The sequence below is a fragment of the Spirochaetales bacterium genome, assembly GCA_016930085.1.
In the GTDB taxonomy this organism is placed as follows: Bacteria; Spirochaetota; Spirochaetia; order SZUA-6; family JAFGRV01; genus JAFGHO01.
Map to the genome: position 1 here is coordinate 1 of JAFGHO010000075.1, position 24,501 is coordinate 24,501.

Here is a 24,501-nt window from a genome sequence, read left to right on the forward strand (position 1 = left end):
CCGGCTTAAATATGTAAGTCACTTTATAATAAACAGATAACAAACATTTCAATATGAACTCTTGTAATTGTGAGATATCCGGGTTAATCTATCGGGGCTGGTCATCTGAATCAATGTGCGTAAGCGCACCGGGTTCGAATGTTGATTCTGGAGTGGTAAACGAAGCAGGATAAGGTTCCCTGTCGCTCTAAACGTATAGTTGTCGCAGGAAGGGTGCGAAAGGCTTTTATATTTGTATACGACAATCCTTTTTTGCTTCCAACGAAGCAAGAATACTATTAATCCTCCTAATTTATTCTCGATTTCTATGCCGTATTTTTTTTCCATATTCGGTAAAAGTAATCTGTCACCATCTATCTCAATATAATCGTCACCCCACCAGAGCATTACAGTATTAAAACCGGCTTCCTAAATTAATTTTAATCTTAATTCATTTTTAATTTGATACCCGAACCAATAATATATTCCAGTATTCAAAGAATTATCCCTTTTTGCTTTGTTATTTATGGAATCACCTAATTAAGAATAATTATTTACTGAACAGTTATATGCAGTTGTGTGTGTAACCAAACAATAAATTTACTATGTTTCTCTTGATTCCATTCATTACAACGAGTCTAACGATTGTTATTACCGGTTTCTAGAGCCTTTAAATATGGTTCTATATGATCGACATTAATTATTACCGCTGCATGCCGGAAATATTCACCAATTCCCGGGGACAGGATACTTCATTGTATACTATTGAGGGATTGTCGGCGGCTTCAAACCAGTCGATAAACCAATCAAGACCTTCGGCCATACGGGTCAATCCTCTGCTGCGGAACAGTTCATCATTTTTGGACCTCAAACAATTCTTCAGTGCCGCATGGTCCTGATGTCCGTATATATCCTGACACGCGGTCAATAATCCTCCGTATTGGGCCCCCAACTGATCGTTCGGTATGCCCCATTGAGCTGAACAGCCGTTATAGGCGCCGACTCCGCCGCCGGGAACCATGATATCGACCTGGCCGCCTTCGACATCATGACCGATATTGATTGCCTGAATAATCATTCTCTTTCCGGCTATGGCCGCGGCACCGGGATTGGCCCCATAATACCCTTCACCGGTAAACTGCAATTCATAGCATCTGCCGCACACATCACCATGGCTGGTTGCGCCGAAACCATAGGAAAGTGTGGAATTCACGGCCCAGGGGATATATTTATAACACATATACGAACTGCCGTCGGTGCATCCGCTTTGATCATAGGGATCCGAACTCAAGGTGACACCGTCAATGTTGCAGGTGATTAATGGAGACATACCCGCCGGAACATTCGAGTCCCAGGCGCAATGGGGCTTGCAGCAATCCCAAAACCTGGTGGTATAACCCTTCGTTCCCTGTATGTACGCGGTGGGTCTTGGCGTTAAGTTGGGATCGCATGATCCTATCAGTGTCCAGACTTCACCCTCGTCTGAATTCTGCTCCGGATTTGCGCCCTGTGAGTACCAGTTGTTTTCATATGCGTTGCCGTTATAGGACACTCTCATTCCTTCGGTTTCGTAAACCGTATTGGCATTCCATTCAGCCAGACTGGAACAATCGATGCTCCCCGCCGGAGGATTTGTCACGGACGGAGGATCCGTAATAGACGGAGTATCCGTAATAGACGGAGGATCCGTAATAGACGGAGGATTTGTAACAGACGGGGGATCGGTAGGAACCGCTGTCTGGGTGCCGCAGTTGAGTGAAGAAGTAAGACCGACGTAATATTGTGCGATCAAGAGCGCGTCCACAATGTCGATGCCGCCGCTCGCATTCACGTCCGCTACCGAGGAATCATAATTCGCGGGATTTAATCCCACATAAGCCTGGGCGACAATGAGCGCATCGACGATATCGATACCTCCGCTTGCATTGACATCTCCGCATTGCTGCGGGAAAACCTGTCCCGCGAAAAAGACAAGCGAAATGAACATAATAGATGCTGTCTTTACCTTAAAATTTAACCTTTTCATGCTTTCTATCCTTTCTTTTTTATATTTATATTAATTTATATATATACGATTACATACAAGTATATCATAAAAATAGATTGTGTTGCAAATCCCGGAACACTGTATAATTTTAATAATTATTTTTTAATTCTCATTTCCAGTTTATTTAAGTTAATAATTTCTCTTGTATTTGATTAATTGGTTTCTTTTTAGTCGTAATAAGTTTAATTACATCATCTAATTCTTCTTTTTTAAGAATTCTATAGTACATCCATCCACCGTCACCACATGGATATCTATTCTTCCAGACTTCCTTGGTTCTTGGTAAAAATGTTTCGAAAATATCATTAATTTTATTTAATTCATTTTTACCAATTTGAATACATATTGTAAATGCCTTTCCTTCAAAAAACAAGTAACACGAATGCTTATTTTTATGAGAGTATTTATAACTCCATCCATATTTATTTCCAAAAGGGAACTTCAATTCAGTAATTAAATCATAATTATCATTTAAAAAAGATTCAAATAAATCCATATATTCAGCATGAATTTTTCCTATTTCTTTCTTGATTTCTTCTTTTGAAGGTCGTTGAGATTTATCAAGCATTCGTTCGTACATTGTATTAATCCCATGTTAAAATCGGGAAATATAGTATGAAATCAATAAATCCTGAATGGCCGAATAGGGGAAGGGGTATAAAAAGTTTTTTCGAATTTTTCCATGGACGTCCACGTTTGTCGTCTAATCCATATACATCAGCTGAAGCTTGTTTATAAAATCTTCTATGATAAATCTTGAATTAATTGACTGATAAACCCGTATCAATGGTCTTCCACTTTCAAACCGATATGATGTATCTTCATTAAAAATCGGCGCTTCACGATATACATAACGACCACAATTTTCCTCTAATACGACACCGACAGCCGGTGAATCCCCCAAAGACCAACTTTCTCCTGCCGTCCACCCGGCATATTCCGATTGATTACAGCTCACTAAATTTTCAAATAAATGTCGTCCTATTTTACCTATAAATGATGAATACTTTTAATATGCTACTGTCAGTATACGTTCCAGTGGCATCCATCTTGACATATAAGGAACGTCGCTGCGTAAACTTTTAATTTTGCGTCGTATTTTAAAGCTTTTCTGTACCGATTCCAATTTATTTCAACATATCTTTTATCTGTTGCCTGGCTTCCTGGGACATTTTATATTTCTCCGATTTTGTATATTTTTTTGATGAAATCGGAGTCCCGAAATGAATATCGACACTTCCGGATTGAAAAAAATATGAACCTTTCGGCATAATTTCCCTTGTTCCTGCAATAGCAATTGGTACGACATCAATATCAGCCTGTATGGCCATACTAAATATTCCGAGTTTGAATTCTCCAATCTCCCCGGTTCTGCTTCTTGTTCCTTCAGGAAAGGCAAAAACGGATTTGTTTTCCCGCTTGATGGATTCGATTGCCCTGTCGATAGATTTTTTGGCTTTTTTGGGTTCGGATCGATTGATTGAAATATGTCCCATGGCGGCAATACCCCAGCCAAAAAAAGGAATATAAAAAAGACTTTGTTTTGCAATAAATACGGAATAAAACGGAAGAAAACCAAATAAAACAGGGATGTCCGCAAAACTCTGATGATTTGACGTGAAAATGTAATTCTTTTTCCTATCAATCTTTTCGATACCCTTTAGGTGTATTTTACATCCTCCGACGAAAGCCATATGTTTGCACCAGTAAACACCAATAATATGAGATATCCTCCGGGCAAACAGTCCAAAAATAATACAAAAAACCGAATAGACAATGCAACTGGAAATAACCCACATCCAGAATACAACAGCATGAATTATTTTTATTAGTTTTTTGAACATCAAATCGAATACCTTTCTTTCGGTGATATTGAAAATATTATTACATATAACGCTTTGCGTCAACGACGTCCGGTGTCAAAACGTCTGCGTGTCGATGCATACGCTTGATTCTCAATTTATCATTTTTCCTAAATAGATACAAGTTGCTTTATCAGGGCTTTGAAGCTTCTTCAATAAACCACACATTAAATAGTATCTTCAAATAACCGTCTACACAATACGGATCATAATGTATTGCCAATAATTGATTAACATAAACAAACCACCTCCTTTGAAGGTGGTCTATGAGACTGTTAACTATATTATGATAAAGGCTATGCTTTTAAAATTTCCGGCATGTTTTAGTAAAATGCCACCAACGTTCGGCGAACGTCCTTTGCCGGCGGCATTTTCACTATTTCCATAATTTAATTTCGGGCACATAGAAAGTAAAAAAGAGGCTCGACCATAATCTCTACGGTTTTGTTCGTTCCCTCTATTTCAGTGTGTTCGACGCCGTATTGCCTGACATTTTTTACGCAATTGTTCAGCTTGTTGTTAAAATAGTATTGTCCGGTAAAACTGTAACCTTCAAACCCGTCAAAAAGACCGGAACCCCGTTGATACGTATTCCATATTCTCAGTTGTGTAAATTTCTGCCTGTCGTCTCCATTGGGATATATTATGTTATCGGCCCATTTCTGCCATAATGTCAAATTGTAGTAATCCCCGTCTGCTTTCAACTCTTTGTTGAAATGGACGTAATCATACCATTGCCCGCTGTTTCCCTCGTCACCAGGGGCGAAGGGCTCGTGAGCATCGACAAGAACGACGCCGACTTTGTAAAATTGCGTTCCCCCGAAATATTTCGATTTGCCGTAATAAATTCTGTATAACGATCTATATATCGCCGCCGCTCCGACACTCTTGCCGATTAACAACAAACAGTACTGGTTTGTATTTTTCAATCCCGAATACTCTTTAACGATCTCGAGTCGATTGTATATGCCTTCTTCCAGATCTATCGGTTCAGGACTTGTTTCCCCGTGCAGGAATACCAGGTGATAATAATGATCCCTTTTGAACATCCAGAACATCGGTTTACTCGGTTCGTAATCCAGATGCGCTTCCTTGGCCTTATTCCATGATTTGAGAATCAACTCCGAGCATCCTGCTCCGTCCCTCATCCCGATTATGATGTTTTTCGGCCCTGCGGCGTAGAATTGTTTGACGGAGTTCTCTTTAACGTCGTTAATTATTGCCTGCATCATAGCCTGGAGCATTGCGGCTATCTGCTCCGGGGTAAGATTCAGCCATCTGGTGTTTGATCTGTTTTTTACGGAATTGTAATATTCCTTCAATTCTTTATTTGGGCATATAATCCGGTCGTAAATAAAATTTGCAGAAACGCTGTTGCGTATGCCGTTCTCGATGTCCTCATCCGTCAACGCTCCTATCTTTACTTTCTCACCATGCATGTCGAGTACGATACCGTCGAGCAAACGGTAATCATCGATTTGAGCATATTTGTCTTCACTAACGTTTTCATTCTCATCGTCAATCAGATTGATATTCGAGCACCCGAACATTAAGAAAAGACCCGCCGTCACAAAGAGAACCTTTAGGAAAATGCTTTGTTTCATGTTTCTCCTCCGTAAAAAAAATGATATGTAACAATACAATAATCGATGAGAAGTGTATTTCCTTCGCGGCGTGCATTCAATTATCAATTCGGGTAGTTTCAAGTAATGATTTCGGGTACCTGGAATTAATTTTAAGTGCTTTTTGCCTGCTCGCGGGGAAAGGACTTCACTTTCTTTTTTGTAAGTTATTCTAAGCGTCTAGTGTTCCCTCTTTTTCAAGTGTTTTAATGTAACATTCAAGATTACTGGAAATCTTTTCAAATACCTGCGGTATATACATTGAAATCTCTTCTATTCCAGGATTATCCTGGCAAGGTCCGCCATGATAGTAGCGCATATGCGAAAGAATATCACCTCAAAGTGTACTTCGTTTACCCCCTGTCTACGCCCTCCGTGTCCCCCGTGTGCTCTGTGTGAAACAATATTCATTTCTTTAATGTTTCACACAAAGCCCACGGAGAACACAGAGGAAGAATTATTCTTCTCTTCCTCCGTGTCCCCTGTGTCTCCAAAAAGCGCAAACCTCCCCTTGCCCCAATTGCATTATTTTTTAAAAGGGATTACATCGTGCGTCCCCGTCCCCTGCATCCCTCCCGGAAATGCCCACGGCGCCGCCGAAACAGGCTGCCGGAAGCCCTGTCAGCAAAAAAAGTTTAAAAAAAACCTTTTTACCATTATAACATGTTTTAGAAAAAGTGCAATACCCGGGCCGTCGAAATGATGATATCATCCGTATACGGACATGATAACGGCAACGCGGCGTCATAAACCATTCTTTGAAATGGTGAAAACGGCATGGACACTATCTCATTTATAAAGGAAAAAAAAGAAAAACAACGGATGAACGCTGGATAGCGAATGATGGGAGTGGTGGATAAAAACGGAGAAGTGCAGGCTGGAAAATATACGGCGGTGAGAATATTTTTTTTCTGAAATGAGAAAGCAAACGGTTATCTGACAATAAAAAACCATAAAAATAAAGTGAACTTTTTAAATAATTAATAACTTAGTATTAAACTTTATTACTATATATTCATTAAAATTTATTTCTCCGTGCGCTCCGTGATCTCCGTGAGAAATTTTCTTTATGAATTAATGGAACGCTGCCCCGGACTTCTCACAATGACAGGAGTCAAAATGAAATGAGAACGTCATGAAGCGTCACTTTTAAACGTTTCAAAGTGACCGGTAAAATATGGCACTATCTGCGGAGATCCGTCGTTCATCCGTCGTTTTATATACATCCAAACATAAACAGTCCCGCGTGAAATATACTTTTTATTGCAGACAAAATCACGGAAACGTTCTATTATGTGGTTATCCCGATTCCGGAAGAAAAGGAGTTCACATGAAAAAGCCCGTATTGGTTCTTGTCGTCATTTGGGCCGTCCTGTCCCCGTTGTTTTCGGAGAACGGTGAGGTGACTGACGAACCGTCTCAGGCGGAGACATCCGGGCAATTGAGACGGACTGAAGTGGTGATCGCCCCGGCGGTGTCGGCCGCCCTTGTTTTTCTCACCTTTGTCGAGGACGTCCTTTTTTATTACAATGATTTCGGGTACGCCGAATACCTGATTAATGAGGCGACATTGTATAGCGTTCATCTGCCCGTCTATTCCGTTAACGCGCTGAAAGGACTCGCCTTCAGCGCGGCAACCGCCGTCCTGTCCGTCTCATACGAACTTCTCCGGGATCATGACGCGGAGCTTTTCCGCAGTTTCATGTATACGGGAATATATCAGGCGGGTCTTTATTCCACCTATGCCGCGTACAGGGACAACAGGAAGCGGGCGAAGGCGGACGCCTATGACGATGAGTGGAGAAGTCACACCTTTGTCGCCTCCCTCTCTGAAGTACTCGGTGATTTCGGCGAATACGAGACCGAATGGCGGCCGTATGATTTTTTCGATCTCGTTCTTTCACCATTCCGCCCTGAAAATTTCCTGGATCCCGCCGTGTATATCCTTCCGATTTCGGGAATCGTCAATCCCCTTATAACACGGTCCCATGAGCATGCCCCGTGGAATACGGGCAGGATGTATCTCGGCACATGGGAGATGTCGCCGTTCGCGGCAATACCCCTTATGATCGGTTTTTTTCTGCTTGAATCGAGTATTATCGGTATCGCCGAAGAATCGCACTTCCGCGGATTTATTTACGAAGAGGTGGGGAGTACCTTCGGACACGTTCCGGCGAAAATCGTCGACTGTCTCTATTTTCCGGCCATTCATGTCCCCCAGGAGATAATCATCGGCGGTTTCGATACGCAGACGCTGCTTCTCAATTTCGCGGTCCGGTCGCTTCTCACCTTTTACCTCGACAATATATACGACAGGGGCGGGCTTCCCCGTTCGATCGCCGCGCATATGTGGATGGATTTCTCCCTCCTGTTCATGTACTGGCTTATGGAAAGCGGCGTACCGCAGTCGGATATCGATAGTATTCTGGCGATAAAGCCGCAGTTCACCATCCGCATACCGCTTTCCTATTGAGACTGATAAAAAGCCGGCTTCCCCTTGTAAAGGAGAAGCCGGCTGCTCGAACGATCAACGGTATCCGTTATTGATGCGCGTGTATGGTTCATTACTGCATCGGCATTTTCAGGTCGAAGGGACCCTGGATAAGGGCGGCCGTCGAATTGTAATCGAAGACCTGGTCCTTGTAGCCGTTCGAGGTGACATATACCTTGAGTTTTGTCTGCGGCGAAACGGCCGCGAGTACCTGGCCGAATTGATCGATATTCCAGTAACTCGCGTAGAATTTGCCGCTTTTCATCACATCGAGAAATCCCCTGCTCGCCTGGTCGAGTGAATTGAGGAGTTCCTGTTCGTTCATATTGATCATGGCGCGGACCTCCTTGAGATCCATCTGGAGGTAGGGGGCGATCACTTCCGCCGTATACCCCTGGTTGGCGAGATACCGGACCAGATAGTAGTACTGCATGTAATCCTTGAAGTTGATATAGTTGAAGGCCGTGTCCACGGAAATATCCGCCTTGTAGGCGATAAGGTAACCGCTTTTGACCGCGACATTCTGGTTTGCCTGCGAACGGACATTGAATCCGATATACACCTCGTTTTTGTAGGGATCGTTCGACGGGTCGGCATCGATCCATTCTTTCGGGATGTCGGGGAGGTCTTTTACGTTGTACCAGAGGTAGACGTATGCGGCCGCCTCGGCGTAATAGGTGACCGGCTGTGCGATCGAAAGATGGCGGCCGTGCGGGTCGGAGCGGTCCCAGGTGTTGATCCCGATCAGGTTGTTCTTGTAGTAAAGCCCGCCGCCCGAGTTTCCGCCCGAAATGAAGGCGTGGTGAAGGATGTACGAACGTTCATCGCTGTCGTAATTGGCGAAATTACCTTCGGTAATCGAATGGAATGTCTGCGAACCGCTTCCCGGAAACCCGATCGCCCAGACCTTCGGCGTGAGTTCGGGGAGGTAGAAGGGATTACCGAGTGAGGAGACGGGGACGGTGTCGGTCGCCGTCCATTCGGCGGTCACTTCGGGGAGTTCGGTCGACGGGTTCATCTGCGCGTGGGCGATGATCTTGCAGATCGCCCTGTCCCTGTCGTAGTTGTTGTAGTCCGAATCATAGTACATGGTCTGGCAGAGATATTTGAGCGTGACGCGCCGTCTGAAATTTTTGACGTCGTCTTCCGTGGCGACCGTCACCCACATGTATCCGGGTTCCGCGGGTATCAGGACCTGGTCGTAGGTCGCGCCGGTATTGTCCTTGAAAGGCTGGACGATGACGCTGTTCGCGGTCCAGTCGTCCGCCACGTGCGCGTTGGTAAAAAGCCAGCCGTTTTTCGTCACGATGACCCCGGAGCCGAGGTCCCAGAAATAACGTTTCGGCGGTTGTACGGTCTTTCCCCCGCCGAAATTGGGAATTCCGTATTCGACCGTGGGCTGAAAATTCGCCGGCATTCCCTTAACGACATAGAGGTCCATCAGTTTGCCCAGCCGCACCACGGATGCGACCGTTCGGGGAGAAACCTCATTCGCATCCTGAGCGGCCGCCTGCAGCGTTGCCGTGATCAATAGCGCGATAATTAGTGCTAAAGTTTTTCCCGTTTTCTTCATCTTACGACTCCTTCCTGAAACTCCGGAGTATTTTCCCGGCTAATTCAAGATGTCCGGGGTAGGTGGCGCCCGGAACCTCGATGCTGACAATCAATTTTTCACCCTCCTTCTGTGCCGTGTATTCATACACCCTCGCGAGGAAGGAGGTCTTCCCCGTGACCTGTTCGAGGGTCACCGTTTTTTCATACGCCCTCATGTCGATTGCGTAATCGCCGATGGTCATGGGTGCTTCATCGGTCTGAATTTTGATGAGGCTCAGGACGCTCGTCGGCTGATAGTCGTCGAACACGACGACGCGGAGGGTCGCCGGGTAAGTATAGTTTTCGAGATGTTTGGTAAAGGTGTAGATATTGTCCTTCTGCCCGCCGAAAGAAAAAGCCGCGGGGACGGTAAAGGAGATGTCGTTTTCACGGGAAGTAAAGGTTTTATCGCCTTCGATGACGAACCGGACGATCAGTCCTGCGGCAAGAAGGATGACGATCGCCGCGATCGAGACGATATCGAAAAAGAACTTCGTCCCTTCGAGTTCCTTCGCTTCGCCCTTTTTGATGCTTTTCTGGATGAGGAAGAATACGATACCGAGGAGGACGACGGTAAATCCAAGGACCAGGACGATCGAAACGAAATCCGAACTGGTCGTGATATTCATCTGAAGCTTCGTGCTCAGCCAGGCGTAGAGGGAAAACACACAGACGGCGATCACGAGTGCGATGAGGAAATCTCTCTGTTTATGCCGCTCGTCGAAACGGGCCGCGCCGAATGAATACCCGACGAGGGCGCCGAGTGAGGAGAAAAGCGCCAGGTTCACGAGAAGTGAAAAGACGAGAAAGTAAAGTGAGACGGCGCCGGCCGAAAAAACCCCCTTCATGGCAAGGGAGAGCGCGTACCCGATCCCGATAAACGCGCCGTACATCATGCCGTCGACGGGTTCGTTGAAATGTTTCGAGGGATAGAACATATACCGGAGAACGATATAGATCGTGATCGCGGGTATAAAGCCCCGGCTGAAGAGGAGGTGGGCGAGGGGCATGGCGTTCGCGTTGAGCGTCCACGCGGGCAGATCGAAGACGATATTGCCGAAAAACGCCGACAACGAGGCCTCGCCGATAATTCCCGCGAAAAACGCCGATGCGACCATGATGACGGGTTCCGGATCCTTTCTGTCGAGAAAATAATAGAAGGAGATCCAGAGAAATGCGGGAATCAGACCGATAACGATCGTGAGCAATGTGCCCGAGAGGGTCGCCGTGTTCAATTCGATTCCTTTCAGAAGGAAAAAGGCGATGAGGAAGAGGAGGACCATGCCGATGAGATTCATGATTCCCGTATTCAATATATTACGCTTGACATCTTCCATAATATTGTACCCTTTCTTGATAGTTTTTTGACATCATCGTTTGCGTAACGATAAACGTAAACCCGGCGTATTTCCGGCGTCACGGCGTCGTGCCGGGCATATGGTATAAGCATAGTTGCTGGGGAAAAATAAATCAAGATTTTTTTCAGGGACGGAGGCGCGCTTATGCCTTCGCGGGCGTACCGGATATAAAGCTGATATCGGCCGCGGCGCGAACGGTGTCGGCTCCCGTGTCCTTTTTTTCATCCGCTTCTTGACATGATTCTTTTATATGGTTTATACCGGGAAAAAGGAGTAACTATGGCAAAGATTGGTATTATCGGCGGGTCCGGACTCGATAATCCGGCTATCCTGGAAAATGAAAAAAATAAAAAGGTATCGACGCCGTACGGAAAACCGACGTCGGATCTGAAATGCGGGACGATCAAGGGGGTCGATATCGTTTTACTGGCGCGTCACGGCCGCGAGCATACGGTGCCGCCGACGCAGGTCAACTTTCGGGCGAATATCGCCGCGCTCAAAGAAGAAGGATGCACCCATATCATCGCGACGACCGCCGTGGGGAGTCTGCGGGAAGAAATCGGCCGCGGACATCTCGTGATCCTCGATCAGTTTATCGATTTTACGCGCCTCAGAAATTTGAGCTTTTTCGACGAGTTCGAACCCCACAAGCCGAAGCATACGCCCATGGCCGAACCTTTTTCAAAAGAACTCCGGAAGCTTCTTGTCGCCGGATGCAGGGAACTCGCGGTCCCCTTTCATGAAAAGGGAACGGTCGTGACGATCGAGGGGCCGCGGTTTTCGACAAAGGCGGAGAGTCATATGTTCAGATCGTGGGGCGCGGATGTCATCAACATGAGTATCGCCCCCGAAGCCGCGCTCGCGAACGAGGCCGGAATCCCGTATGCCGCGGTCGCGATGAGTACGGATTATGACTGCTGGAAAGAGGATGAAGAACCGGTGACCTGGGAGCAGATTCTCGAGATTTTCGGCCGGAACGTGGATAAAGTGACCCGGCTGCTCGTCGAGGTCATACCCAGGATTTGAGGGAACCGTTACTTATTGTCGATAATAGCCGCGATAATTTTTTTCGTTTTCTCGTCTTTTTCGCTTTTCAATAGTCCGGAAAGCCATTCCCCATCGCCGGGTCCGCCGAATTCCTTGTAAAGCTCGAGGAGGCGTATGCGGTGTCCGGTCTTTCTTTTTTCTATTGCGTCTTTAATAGAAGCCGCTGCGCGCTCCGGGTCGTGTTTGAGGATGCGGATCGCTGTGGTTCTGGTTTTTTTCGGTGAGGAGAGCGCGCATGCGAGGATGTCCTCCATGAATATGTCTGCGGGAAGCTTTAGGGCCGCGATGTTCCTCAATGCGTGGCAGCGGATTGTCCGGCTTTGATGATGAAGCGCCTCGATCACGAGATCTTTGTGCCCGGGAATCGTCTGGGAAAAGCCGGTGAGTGAAAAAAAGGTTTTTACTATGTCGAGGTGCGTATAGTCTTTCGGGTCGGTGATGAAAATATGCCGTACCATATTGTCGATTCCCTTTTCCGCCGCGACGAGGATCTGCTCGATAATTTTCAGCTGGAGATAGGTTCTGAGGTCGCCGGAATACTCAGACGACGAAAAGAGGAGAAGCGCTTCCAGCCATGACGGTGACTTGAAGCGCCGGGGCATGAGGAAATTGGGATTCAGGGGATTCATGAGCGCGTGGTATACCTTTCCGAGGCGTTTTAAAAACTTCTCGCCTTCTTCGTTCCTTTTCTCGAAAAGTTCAGCCCTGTTCTCTGCGGAGCAGAGGCGGGGGGCGAAATGGTCCGCCTTGAAAAAAATCTCGAGCATTTCGAGGTCGGAAAGAATGCGCCTCCTTTTCCCGTCGAGTAAATAGAAAAGAATGCGTTTTGTGTAATTTTTTTTGAGCAGGTCGAGATCCTTGAAATCCTCGATAAGCAGTTCGATTCCTTTTTTTGAAATCCCCGCCTTGTTTTGTATCTCTTTTCCACTGCCAATATCGTTCAACAAATCGTGCATGTGCGGTTCCTTATCGGATGAACTAACAATCTTTAGGGTTCACCTTCATTCGTTACAACCAGAGTTTCAACGAGGCAAAAGGCCCCTGGAAGATGAGACCGTCCCCGCTCGAATAATCATACCCGTACAGATTCAGGTTATATCCCGCCCCGACGGACACAAAGCCGATGCAATAATTGAGGGTGAATGAAAATATATGAAATCCCAGGTCCCTGTAATGGGCATTGAGGTTGAAGATATCGCAATATATATTATGGAAGAAAAAGATATGCAGGCTGCCGCCGTAAGAGAATAGAGGTTCGGGAAGACTCGCGCCCGCTTCGGAAGCGGTAAATGACAACCCCCCGATATAACCGGTAACCATGACATTGAACACGGGGATCGAGATGCCGCCGTTTACCGAAAAAAAGGTGAACCAGTACGGGGATTCGTATGTGTATTGGAAAAAGAGGTTCGCGTGGATGAGGGTAAGGTTGGTCTCGATGAGGCCCGTAAACGAGACCCGTTCGTCCATGAGGTATGCCGCCGAAGCCGAAAGCTTCAAAAACCCGATTTGACCGTCGCTTTTCGCGGTTTCATCCCGCACAAAGCTGAACTCATGGCCGGATTCGGGAGAATACGGATAATCGCTGTATCTGACGGAAAACATATAGGTAAAAAAAATTTCAAAAAAAACAGGCCCCATTTCATCGAGACAGCCAGAAATGCACCCCCCGAGCGCCTTCCCGAGGCATCCTCCCGTGCCCCCATCGTCATCCTTATACGTTTTTCCGCCTTCCGAATCATCCTCTTCTTCGTCTTTCTCTTTCTCTTTCTCGATTTTATCGAATAGCTCCCCGGTTTTGTTGTCGTCCTCCTCCTCATTCTCCTCGTCGGCAAAGGAATGAAGGCAGATTGCGGTTGTCATGATGATGAGGAGAAGACATAGCGTCTTTCTCATTTCGTTCCTCCCTCTCTTCTTCTAATATAGTAAGGCTATTATCCGGCGATTTCCATAAAAAAAACCGGTGGTAGAAGGTTTTTTTGAAGCGTATGGAAATTTGGGGATTGATCGGACATGCGGGTTATGGCATACTGATCATCATCGCGTGACGTATCGCCCGTCAAGCGGGCGGCGATAAAGGGGGCCGGCCATGGATACCAGCAGGGACCTAGTCATCATTACCGGAACCGATTCCGGCATCGGGATGCATCTTGCCGGCGTGTTCCGGGAGCACGGGTACCCGGTATGTGCGACGTATCTCGAAAAACCGGGAACGACCGCATCCGTCAATATAAATCTCGACCTCACGGATGAGGCCTCCTGTTCCGGTTTCATCCAAAAAGTGGCATCCCTTCTCGGCGAGGGCTACCGTTGCGCGTGCCTTGTCAATAACGCCGGTATTGCCCTTGGCGGCCCCATCGAAAATCTTCCCATTTCGGTTTACAGAGCGAATCTCGAAGTCAATCTCCTGGGCCTGATACGTATTACCCGCGATCTCATTCCGTTCCTCGCCGAAAGCAGGGGAGTGATCCTCCTCAACGGTTCCGCCGCCGGCCGTGTCGCCGCGCCGTTTCTCTCACCGTATGTCATCACCAAATTCGCCCTGGAGGGATTTGCCGACTGCCTCCGCAGGGAACTCCTTCCCTACGGCATAAGAACCGTGCTTCTTCAAACAGGGGGTGTCGATACACCGATCTGGAAAAAGGCCGAAACACAGGATATGTCGTTTGTTGCCGATAAATACCGGCACACCATGGATCGTTTCAGGGATACCTTTATACGGGGAAGCAAGGGGCTTTCCGCCGGGGAGGCCGCAGAAAAGATATTCCGTGTATTCAGAAGAAAAAAATACAGGCCCCGCTATATTATCGCGCGCAGTGTCGCGAGGGAAATAGCGATACGGTTGATTTCCGGGCGTCCGCTCGATTTTATTTTCAAACGGATGTTCGGAATGGATTACGGCGGGCGGTGACGCGTCCCGGCAGGCGGCCGCGACCAGCGGGCAATCAATACGCCGCATGCCGGCCGCCCTTTCCCGAATCTGTATCGATTAATAACACGAATATAAAAGACAGGGCCGTAAAATCGGGGACCGAATTGGGTAGGGCTAGGGGAAACCCTTAAGCAAAAAACTGTCTATTTCCTATGGCAATATCCGGTCCCATGCATATACTTATTATGTGCAGGAGGGCTGTGTATTAATATGGAGTCCAAAACATTTATGTGTAACGGGAATATGATATGGCTCGGCGATGACGGTATTTTGCGGTCGGTTGTCGTCGATGAAAAGAAAGAAGGCGTTCTTCCCCCGGGAAACGGGCATAGCGGCGGTATCAGGGAGTTGACAAACGGAAAGCGGCTGCCGATACTGGCCGATCTGAGAACAATCAAAGGATTCGACAGAAAAACACACAATTGTTCGCGGTTTTCATTCGATAACCGGGCGGTCAGCGCGATGGCGGTGATCGTCACCTCGCCGCAGAGCAGGAAGATGAATGTTTTCTTTCTGGGTCCCAAACGGCCTGGTTATCCGGTGCGTCCGTTCACGGATGAAGCGGAAGCCACGGTGTGGCTCAAAAAGTTCCTCTAAAAACGCAGGCTTTTATGTCAAAATGCGGTTTTTCCCATATGTTAAGGCAAGTGACAACCGGGAACGGAAATATTTCTTCATTCTGCGGTAAATATATTTGAAAATTCCTGAAATAGTGATATTATTTGATATGAGTACACAAGGTGTATCATTTTTCCAAAGAGGAGGTATGAAATGATAAAACGAATAGGATGTATTGTCCTGATCATGCTGACATGCGGCTTTTATCTCGCTGCAGAGGAAAATGCCGGATTGGATCCCTATAATGTAAGCATTGCTATTAATCCGTTTTCGCTGATATGGGGTATGTACGGGATCGAAGTGGGTATTCCCGTCTTGAATATACTCGAACCGACCGCGTATATCACCTTCGTCGATATGTTCGGTATGGTGAGAATAATCAGTCCGGACGTTGAAATACCGGAAGGCAGTTCCGCCTGGTTCGTCAACGCGGGTGTCAGTATCCGGTTTTTCCCCAGCCAGCAGTACGATTCGTTTTTCGCCGGATTCCGCTTGACGTATATCTATTTGAATCTCGAGCTGGAAGGCTCGGATGTCATCGATACGCAGCTCGAAGGATCGAACAGCGATATCGCCGTCGGTTTCGATCTCGGCTGGCGCTGGCGGTGGTCGTTCGGAGGAAGTATGGGAATGTTCGTTCAAACCTGGATCGGGATGGAGCGGTATATTCTCCAGGAAGGGCTGACCGAATCGTTATTTGTAGGTCTGCCTATTGTTCCCATTTCAGCATTGCAGATCGGTTTTACTTTCTGAGGACATATATTTCCTAAGACGATAACGGGCCGCCCTGTCCCGACGGACAGCGGGCGGCCCGTTTTTTTTGTACCGTACCGATTATTGCCCTTTTTATATAATGACGTGCGGCGGAACATCACCCGATCGCGTCTTTTTTCCTGTACGCCATACCCTGGAAGAGGGCGACGAGTCCGCCGCCGGAATCCTTTACCTCGATCGTATACGAGGAGAGTTTTCTCGAGAGAGAAACCTCCCGCGCGGTTGCCGAGAGTGTTCCTTCCGTGACGGCTTTAAAGTATGAAATGGAGGCGTGCACGGCGACGGCGACGGTTCCGTAGGAATTACAGGCAACGGCAAAGACGAAATCGGCAAGGGTAAAGAGTACTCCGCCGTGTACGGTTCCGGCGCTGTTCAAGTGATCTTTCGTGATGTCCATCGATGCCTTTGCATAGCCCTCATCCGCTTCGATGAGGCGTATACCCGTGCGGGCCGCGAAGTTGTCGGCGGACGCGAACCGGTTTATATCCATGAAGGCACCCCCTTTCCCGGAAACCGGGTGGTTGTGCGGTTGGGGGAGGAAGACGGCGCTTTGTATGAAATCATTACGGTCCCTTTCGGTTTGGCGATAGTCGATAATCGAGGTCGTGAGACGACCTCGATTATCCTCCATATCGATTGTACATGAATCGGCGGTCGCGTGCAATCCCACATTGTTCGCGCTGCCGGTGCGGCGAGGTTTTTTTCACGGAATATGTACCTTCTTTCGTGTTCTTTTACCGGAGACTCTTTACAGGCCGTAAAAAATCTGTACAATTGTATGCATCTCATACGCTGCTGAACGAGGAGGTGCCGGTAATGATAAGCAGAGAGAATTTTATGTTTACCGTCGGTTATCAGGGGAACAGCGCGATCGTCGACGGATCCTCGAAAAGACGGTATGGGAACCTGGATACGGAGGAACTCATGGAAAAGGGGCTTTTCAAGCCCGCACTCTGCGCCGCCATTTACAGCGGGGATGACGAAGAAATACGACTCGTTTTGAAATCATATAATAAGCATGTCGACGGGCATGAAGTTTCCCTTGAGGATCTTAAGCGAATTCTCGGTGTCAACATGGTCCCCGGTGATATCGACAAAGTCATAGTGGTGTAGATCCGGACGGCCCGCCGCCGGTTATGCTTTTATACCTCTGCCGCCTCGCGATGATACCTTTTAACGTCTGCGTTTTCGGGGTGATAAAAGAAAAATTCCGGCAACACGGCGGAAGATCGAACAAAATAACCATTTATTCCTTGACTCTCATTTATTATTCGTGTTACTCTTGCTCACATCTGTTATTTCAATAACTGACAATATTAAAACGAAAAAGGAAGAGATATCATGAGTCAAATGTTTTCAACACTTCCATTATTACAGGCAGGCCAGGGCCAGGACGGACTGATGGGTATGGTCCCCACGATTGTGATGATGGTCGCCATTTTTGCCGTATTTTACTTTCTTCTTATCAGACCGCAGAGGAAAAAACAGAAAGAACTCAAGGAAATGCTCGACGCATTGAAAAAGGGTGATAAGGTTCAAACCATCGGCGGGATTCGCGGAACAATCGTCGGCGTCAAGGAAAAAACCGTTGTCATAAAAGTCGATGATAATACAAAACTGGAGTTTGCGCGGGATGCCGTACAAACGGTCGTGAAAAAAAGCGATGAAGGGGAAGAAGAAACGGATTCTTGAGGCTTCTCGAGCGTTTCTTGAACGTACCGGGTCCTCCGGTAATTTCCCGACCGGATACTATTGATACAACGGAAACGAAATAGTACAATAATCAAATATTATTCATGGAGCGAAACAGATGAGTAAGCGTTTCAGATTTGTCATTATTCTTGTTCTCCTCGGGGTGGCCGCTTTCTTTCTTTACCCGACCTTCAAGTGGTATGTCCAGCTTGACGAGACCAAAAGAGAATTGTCGTCGAGCTCGAATGCACAGGTAAAAGTGTATGCCCAGAACAGAGCCCGTGAAGCAATCGACGAATTGAGAGAACTTCTCCTTAAGCCCTATACGGTTTCCAATCTGAAAAATCCCGAAATGCTCCTTACGAAGCTGAAAAAGGGGGAAGAGCCGCTTTATGCCTTCCTGAAAGAAAAGCTATCGGATCAGGGGCGGGCACTTGTCTCCGGCTATGAGGCGGAAAAGAAAGTGACCGAAGGGATGAAAGAGGACTTTGTGTCGGAACTGAACCGGATTATACGGGACGGGCTTTTCTACGATGAGGAGGCGTTCGAGGATTTCGAGTTGACCAAACGGGTGAGGGACAAGGCGGAAGAATATGCCTCTTCGGAAAAAGAATACCCCGACGGGTATTTCATAATCATCAACCGGTCGATTTTTGAAGAGGTTTTCCAGCGTGAAATCGTGGATATTCCATTACCCAAAGAGTATGGATTTCTCAAAAAAAATATCGATCTCTACTACAAAAGCATAAAAAAATCCGGCCCCCCGGTTGCAACCGTCACCTCCGCTTTCAAATGCTTTTTACGCAGGGCGGATATGATGACGGCGATCGAGGATCATTATCATAACGAAATTACCGCCCTCAAGGAAACGAGAAGGGGAACGGTTCAACTTGGCCTCGATCTGATGGGCGGGATGAAAATAACGATCCGCGCTAATTTCGAGGAAATGGCGAAAGACAGGGGTGAACCGATCAGCACCGAACAGCGGGAAGACGCGATGAAACGCGTACTCGAAATCCTCAACAACAGGATCGACCAGTTCGGGGTAACGGAACCCCAGATCAGGAGACAGGGGGAGGAACGGATCATTATCGAACTTCCCGGCGTCGCCGACCCCGAACGAATCAGGGGCGTCATCCGGGGAAAGGGGCGGCTCAACTTTCATATCGTCGACAAGGAAGCGACGGACAAACTCCGGGAATACATCGAAAAATCGGGCGGGAACTTCAGACTGGACACGGAAAGCCTCCGCGCCCAGGGAATTATCCCCGCCGGCACCGTCGCCCGAGAGGTGGTGAAAAAGGACAAGTACGGGAACGACGAGACGGAAGGATACGCCGTTATCCAGGAGGCGATCGGACTTTCGGGTAATTATATCGAGGACGCCCAGGTTCAGCGCGATCCGACGATGTTGAGACCGATCGTCACCTTCAACCTGAGTTCGGAAGGCGGTGAACGCTTTTACAAGCTGACCTCGGATAACGAAAAGGAAACCCTCGCCATTCTTCTCGACGACAAGATCAAGTTCCAGGCCACGATCGAGGAACCGATTCGGGACAGGGTCCAGGTAAGGGGCCAGGGAATCACGGTCGAGGAAGCACAGGACCTCGCCCTCGTCCTTCGTACCGGGGCGCTTCCCGTTCCCCTCGAAATCATCGCGCAGGAGGCGGTCGGGGCGTCACTCGGGGAAGATTCGATCAATCAGGGACTCAATGCCATTTTACTCGGGGTAATACTCGTGATCGGTTTTATGCTGGTCTATTACAAGGGCGGCGGGATCGTCGCGGATGTCGCGCTTTGCCTCAATTTCTTTCTGATGGCCGCGGCCCTCTCCGTGCTGAATTTTACCCTTACCCTTCCGAGTATCGCCGGGTTTATCCTCACCATCGGTATGTCGGTGGATGCGAATGTCATTATTTTCGAACGTATCAAGGAAGAGTATAAAATAGGGAAGTCGAGGAAGGCGGCTGTTTCCACCGGATTTTCAAAGGCCTTTCTCACTATTGTCGACGCGAACATAACGACCTTTATTGCCGCGGTCGTTCTGGCGTATTTCGGGAAAGGACCGATACAGGGTTTCGCATGGGTGCTTGCCATCGGCATCGTCTGCTCGATGATAACGGCACTCTTTGTTGCACGACTGATGTTTGATTTTATTACCGATGTGTTCAAGGCCAAGCGCTTAAGCCTCGGCTGGAGGGTCTCGAAATGAAAAAAGTGATTAAATTTACCAGAATACGGGTTGTCATGTTCATCATCTCGCTGCTTCTCATCATCGGATTGGGCGTCGGAACACTTTTTTGGGGACAGTTCAATCTGGGAATCGATTTTACCGGCGGGCTCAATATGCAGGTTCAGATCGCACCGGTGGCCTTTTCAATCGATTACGAAGGCGAGGGATTTGTCGAGGTACGGCTTATGGGCGGTGTCCTTACGATGAAACTCGACATGGGAGAAGAAGAAAACCGCTACGAATTCAGACTTCAAAATTATGAAACCGTCGGTCAGCTTGCAGCCGACCTGAAGCGTATCGAAGGAATGGATGTCTCGATCAGGGCATACGAAAACGCTTCACCGGAAAAGATCATCTCGCAGGACGAGCCCAAACTCCTTTCCAAAGGATCGGGGCTCCTCTTTCATATACCGGTACAGAGCCGGGACGAAATATTCGCCTCGCTTGATACAGTCCGTTCGGCGCTTCAACCGCTCGGTGATATTTCCGTACAGCAGATCGGTGACGAATTGAGTCAGGAGTTTATGCTCAAAATAAGCATCGGCAATTATGTCGAAACGGAAGGTGCGAACGGCGAAGATGAAACAGCGCCGGATAAAGGAAGTATGGCGGCGCCGGATAAAGGATCGGATGCGGGAGAACAGGGAGATGAAGGGACCGCCGCTGAGGCCCCGGAAGATGCCGGAACACCGGAAGATGCCGGAATACCGGAAGATGCCGGAACTCCCGAAGATACGGAACTTCTCGATATCACGGAAGCCCGTGTCAAGGAACTCCTTGCGAGCCAATTCCCGCGGGAATCGATATTGCTTCCGAAAAGCGACTTTGTCGGACCGAGTTTGTCCCAGGAGCTTCTGTCGGGCGCATTGTGGAGTGTTCTGCTCGCCATGATCCTGATCCTCATTTATGTCGCGGTCAGGTTCAAGATTGGATATGCAATCGGCGCGATCGTCGCCCTTATTCATGATGTTCTGATCATGCTCGGATTTATCGGAGTGTTCCAGATCGAGGTAACGGCGTCGACCATCGCGGCGGTCCTGACGATTATCGGTTATTCATTGAACGATACGATCGTCGTCTTCGACCGGATTCGTGAAAACGTCCAGCTGCTTCGCGATATGGACAGGGAATCGATCATCGATACGAGTATCACCCAGTCGTTGAGCAGAACGATCATCACCTCGCTCACCACATTGATAGCGGTCACCGCCATTTTTATCTTCGGAACGGGTGTAATAAAGGATTTCGCCTTGAGTCTCATCATCGGTATTATTTCCGGTACCTATTCCTCTATCTTTATCGCGTCTCCGATTCTGTTGACCTGGCAGAATGTCAAGGAGAAAAAGAAAAAGGAAAAGCAGGAAGTGATGTACGGGAAAAAGTCCGCCGCGCCTCCTCCTGAACCCGAGCAGAAAAAGGTGAAGGAAAAAGCAAATCCGGAGGAGCAGCAGTCCGCCGAAGCGGAAACTCTTCAGGCTGAAGAAGGACAGAAGAAGAAGAAAAAGAAGAAAAAGAAAAAGAAAAAGAGATAAAGGCAAAAGATGCCATGCGAATATTGTGTGTTTCGGATATTCATGGAGACATGAAGCATATTTCGACGGTATTAAAGATTGAAAAGGATTGTGATATCGTCGTCCTGAACGGCGATATCACTCAGCTCGGCGGATACAGGGAGGCGACAAAGGTGCTGGAACACTTCCTCCTTTCCGGTAAAAGGATCCTGGCGATACCGGGAAATATGGACAGGGAAGGGGTGCTCGAGTTCCTCGAGGAGCAGAGTATCAATATTCACGGTAAATGTTTTGTCGAAGAAGGATATGGTTTTATCGGTCTGGGCGGAAGCAACCCGACTCCCTTTCACACACCCATGGAATATGAGGACCGGAATCTCGGCGGGATTATCAAGGATGCGCTCGATGAACTGGCATCTTCCGAAGGGATAATAATGAAAATTCTCGTTTCTCATGCACCGCCGCGGGATACGTCACTCGATGTGGCGGGGAAAAGCGTCCATGTCGGGTCGCAGGCAGTGCGTGATATAATTGAAACAAATGGTATCGATCTGTGCCTGTGCGGGCATATCCATGAATCCGCCGGGACGGATACGATCGGAACGTGTCTCTGTGTCAACCCGGGCGCGTTCAAGGATGGCAATTATTGTTCGATCGATATAAACGATAACGGTATTGATGTACAGAGGAGGAAATTGTGATGAATGACGGTAATAACAATGACACGATGACGCCTGTAACCATGAAGGCGATCGCTTCTGTCGCCCTTTCCGTACGATCACTCGCCATGGATGGCGTCCAGAAGGCGAACTCGGGCCATCCCGGATTGCCGATGGGGTGCGCGGAACTCGGTTCGGTAATATACGGTGAAATTTTACGCCACTGTCCGCCGGAGCCGCGCTGGATTAATCGCGACCGGTTCGTCCTTTCAGCCGGGCACGGGTCCATGTTTCTCTATTCCCTCCTGCATCTTTCAGGTTATGATGTGAGTCTCGACGATCTCAAGAGTTTCCGGCAGCTCGGCTCAAGAACACCGGGCCATCCCGAATACGGCATGACGCCGGGGGTCGAAACGACGACGGGTCCCCTCGGTCAGGGGGTCGCGAACGCCGTCGGATTCGCGATCGCGGAAAAAATGCTCGCAGCCCGTTTCAATACGGACAAACACACGGTCATCGATCACTATACCTACGTCCTGGCGAGTGACGGGGATTTAATGGAAGGGGTCGCTTTCGAGGCGATGTCCCTCGCCGGCCATCTCGGCCTCGGCAAACTCGTGCTGTTCTACGACTCGAACAGGATAACGATCGAAGGATCGACGGATCTCGCTTTTTCCGATGATGTCGCCGGGCGCTTTAAAAGTTCGGGCTGGCATGTCCAGTCGGGCAGCGCGTACGACATCGGGGGGATCGTACGAATGGCCGCGGAGGCCCGCCGCGTAACGGATAAACCGTCCTTCATCCTCCTCGAATCCGTGATCGGAAAGGGTTCGGCGAATCTCGAAGGCTCGCACAAAACGCACGGCGCGCCGCTGGGTGAAGAAGAGGTTTCGGCGACAAAAAAGGCACTGGGAATCCCTGCGGACGAACGGTTTTATATTCATCCGGAGGCGATTGCTTATTTCAGGGAGAAGGGGAAAGTATGGAAAGCGGCGTACGAAGAATGGCGGGAAGTCTTTGATGCGTGGAAATCGGAGAATCCGGCGCTGTTTGAGGAGTGGAAGAATTATTTCGAACAACGAATTCCCGGACATCTGCCGTATCCGGAGTTTTCCGTGGGTGAAAAACTCGCGACCAGGAGCGCAGGGGGGAAGGTCCTCAACGCGATCGCCCCTTCGATCCCCAATCTGATCGGGGGAAGCGCGGACCTCGCTCCGTCGAATAATACCGAACTGAAGGGAATGGGCGATTTCCTGCGGGATCAGCCCCTTGGGAGAAACATGCACTTCGGGATACGCGAGCACGGCATGGGGGGGATCGTCAACGGTATGGCCCTTCACGGAGGGATACGCCCTTTTTGCGCCACTTTCCTCATTTTCTCCGATTATATGCGGCCGTCGATTCGTCTCGCGGCGCTCATGAAGCTACCCGTCATCTATGTGTTCACGCACGATTCGATTTTCGTGGGTGAAGACGGGCCGACACATCAGCCGATCGAACAGATTACCGCGCTGCGAAGCATCCCCAACCTCCTCGTCCTCCGGCCGGCGGACGCGCAGGAGACCGCAGCTGCATGGCGGATGGCGCTCGAAAGGAAAAACGGGCCGGTCGCCGTTCTTCTGACGCGTCAGAATCTCACCGTTTTCGAAAAACACGATGCCGAATGGAAGGACCATATACGGCGTGGCGCCTATATCGCCATGGATTCGGACGGTGAACCGGAAATCGTGATTGCCGCCTCGGGGTCGGAAGTGGGGCTGGCGATCACCGCAGCAAAAAAACGAAGCGCGAGAAAAATACGCGTGGTCTCCATGATCGCGCCGTCGCTTTTTCTGGAACAGGATGACGCCATACGGCGTTCACTCCTGCCGGATAACGCCCGCCGCCTGCTCATCGAGGCGGGAATCGGCATGGGCTGGCACGGTCTTTCGCGCGAAGGCGACCGGATCGTCTCGATCGAACGCTTCGGGGAGTCGGGACCGGGGAATGAAGTCGCGGATCACCTTGGATTGACCGAGGAAACGGTGTGCGGTCACATCGACCGTCTGTAATCTCCGGCGTTCAATCGAATGGAACGTATGTA

20 protein-coding genes are annotated in these 24,501 nt (G+C 48.5%); 11 read left to right on the top strand and 9 right to left on the bottom strand.

From position 1 onward, the window contains the following. Positions 1-682: 682 nt before the first annotated feature. The 4 genes from JW881_13345 to JW881_13360 all read right to left on the bottom strand — a co-directional run bounded on the left by JW881_13345 (position 683) and on the right by JW881_13360 (position 5,492). Positions 683-2,005 carry a hypothetical protein gene (locus tag JW881_13345; protein MBN1698494.1) on the bottom strand — a complete coding sequence of 441 codons (1,323 nt, stop codon included), beginning with the start codon at positions 2,003-2,005 and terminating at the stop codon, positions 683-685. Between the two features lie 145 nt (positions 2,006-2,150). Then, a complete protein-coding gene (locus tag JW881_13350) occupies positions 2,151-2,606 on the bottom strand; it encodes a DUF3788 family protein (protein ID MBN1698495.1) in 456 nt (151 codons plus the stop codon). 547 nt (positions 2,607-3,153) lie between these two features. Next, a complete protein-coding gene (locus tag JW881_13355; protein ID MBN1698496.1) occupies positions 3,154-3,870 on the bottom strand; it encodes a 1-acyl-sn-glycerol-3-phosphate acyltransferase in 717 nt (238 codons plus the stop codon). Between the two features lie 407 nt (positions 3,871-4,277). Then, positions 4,278-5,492: a hypothetical protein gene (locus tag JW881_13360; protein ID MBN1698497.1), complete on the bottom strand. Its 1,215-nt coding sequence runs from the start codon at positions 5,490-5,492 to the stop codon at positions 4,278-4,280. A 1,348-nt stretch (positions 5,493-6,840) separates the two neighbouring features. Between JW881_13360 and JW881_13365 the strand changes: the two genes are divergently transcribed. Beyond that, positions 6,841-7,983 (top strand): CPBP family intramembrane metalloprotease, encoded by a 1,143-nt coding sequence (locus JW881_13365; protein ID MBN1698498.1) that lies wholly within the window; start codon positions 6,841-6,843, stop codon positions 7,981-7,983. 91 nt (positions 7,984-8,074) lie between these two features. On the opposite strand, the gene JW881_13370 is transcribed toward JW881_13365, so the two are convergent. Next, positions 8,075-9,574: a trypsin-like peptidase domain-containing protein gene (locus JW881_13370; protein MBN1698499.1), complete on the bottom strand. Its 1,500-nt coding sequence runs from the start codon at positions 9,572-9,574 to the stop codon at positions 8,075-8,077. Between the two features lies 1 nt (position 9,575). Next, positions 9,576-10,931: a PrsW family intramembrane metalloprotease gene (locus JW881_13375; GenBank protein MBN1698500.1), complete on the bottom strand. Its 1,356-nt coding sequence runs from the start codon at positions 10,929-10,931 to the stop codon at positions 9,576-9,578. A gap of 300 nt (positions 10,932-11,231) precedes the next feature. On the opposite strand from JW881_13375, the gene mtnP reads away from it, so the two are divergent. Then, positions 11,232-11,978, top strand: coding sequence for an S-methyl-5'-thioadenosine phosphorylase (gene mtnP, locus JW881_13380; GenBank protein ID MBN1698501.1), 747 nt, complete (start codon positions 11,232-11,234; stop codon positions 11,976-11,978). Positions 11,979-11,986: 8 nt separating this feature from the next. Here mtnP and JW881_13385 read toward each other — a convergent pair whose 3' ends face one another. Together JW881_13385 and JW881_13390 are read right to left on the bottom strand one after the other, a co-directional pair. Beyond that, complete coding sequence (locus JW881_13385; protein ID MBN1698502.1) at positions 11,987-12,955, bottom strand: hypothetical protein; 969 nt, start codon at positions 12,953-12,955, stop codon at positions 11,987-11,989. 52 nt (positions 12,956-13,007) lie between these two features. Further along, positions 13,008-13,895 (bottom strand): hypothetical protein, encoded by an 888-nt coding sequence (locus tag JW881_13390; protein MBN1698503.1) that lies wholly within the window; start codon positions 13,893-13,895, stop codon positions 13,008-13,010. A 193-nt stretch (positions 13,896-14,088) separates the two neighbouring features. Here JW881_13390 and JW881_13395 point away from each other — a divergent pair, with 193 nt between their 5' ends. The 3 genes from JW881_13395 (at position 14,089) to JW881_13405 (ending at position 16,302) form a co-directional block, all read left to right on the top strand. Next, entirely contained in the window at positions 14,089-14,910 is an 822-nt protein-coding gene (locus JW881_13395) for an SDR family NAD(P)-dependent oxidoreductase (GenBank protein ID MBN1698504.1), read from the top strand. 231 nt (positions 14,911-15,141) lie between these two features. Beyond that, positions 15,142-15,528 carry an STAS/SEC14 domain-containing protein gene (locus JW881_13400; GenBank protein MBN1698505.1) on the top strand — a complete coding sequence of 129 codons (387 nt, stop codon included), beginning with the start codon at positions 15,142-15,144 and terminating at the stop codon, positions 15,526-15,528. Between the two features lie 174 nt (positions 15,529-15,702). Beyond that, on the top strand, positions 15,703-16,302 hold the full coding sequence (locus JW881_13405) for a hypothetical protein (protein MBN1698506.1): 600 nt from the start codon (positions 15,703-15,705) through the stop codon (positions 16,300-16,302). Between the two features lie 118 nt (positions 16,303-16,420). Here JW881_13405 and JW881_13410 read toward each other — a convergent pair whose 3' ends face one another. Next, positions 16,421-16,954 carry a hotdog fold thioesterase gene (locus JW881_13410; GenBank protein ID MBN1698507.1) on the bottom strand — a complete coding sequence of 178 codons (534 nt, stop codon included), beginning with the start codon at positions 16,952-16,954 and terminating at the stop codon, positions 16,421-16,423. A gap of 185 nt (positions 16,955-17,139) precedes the next feature. On the opposite strand from JW881_13410, the gene JW881_13415 reads away from it, so the two are divergent. The 6 genes from JW881_13415 (at position 17,140) to tkt (ending at position 24,469) form a co-directional block, all read left to right on the top strand. Continuing rightward, entirely contained in the window at positions 17,140-17,436 is a 297-nt protein-coding gene (locus tag JW881_13415; protein MBN1698508.1) for a hypothetical protein, read from the top strand. Between the two features lie 228 nt (positions 17,437-17,664). Further along, a complete protein-coding gene (gene yajC / locus JW881_13420; protein ID MBN1698509.1) occupies positions 17,665-18,015 on the top strand; it encodes a preprotein translocase subunit YajC in 351 nt (116 codons plus the stop codon). A gap of 118 nt (positions 18,016-18,133) precedes the next feature. After that, positions 18,134-20,227, top strand: a complete 2,094-nt coding sequence (gene secD, locus JW881_13425) for a protein translocase subunit SecD (GenBank protein MBN1698510.1) — start codon at positions 18,134-18,136, stop codon at positions 20,225-20,227. Beyond that, positions 20,224-21,780 (top strand): protein translocase subunit SecF, encoded by a 1,557-nt coding sequence (gene secF / locus JW881_13430; GenBank protein MBN1698511.1) that lies wholly within the window; start codon positions 20,224-20,226, stop codon positions 21,778-21,780. The genes secD and secF overlap by 4 nt, the downstream gene beginning before the upstream one ends. A gap of 50 nt (positions 21,781-21,830) precedes the next feature. Further along, a complete protein-coding gene (locus tag JW881_13435; GenBank protein ID MBN1698512.1) occupies positions 21,831-22,460 on the top strand; it encodes a metallophosphoesterase in 630 nt (209 codons plus the stop codon). A 26-nt stretch (positions 22,461-22,486) separates the two neighbouring features. Then, positions 22,487-24,469 carry a transketolase gene (gene tkt / locus JW881_13440; protein MBN1698513.1) on the top strand — a complete coding sequence of 661 codons (1,983 nt, stop codon included), beginning with the start codon at positions 22,487-22,489 and terminating at the stop codon, positions 24,467-24,469. Positions 24,470-24,501: the final 32 nt, after the last annotated feature.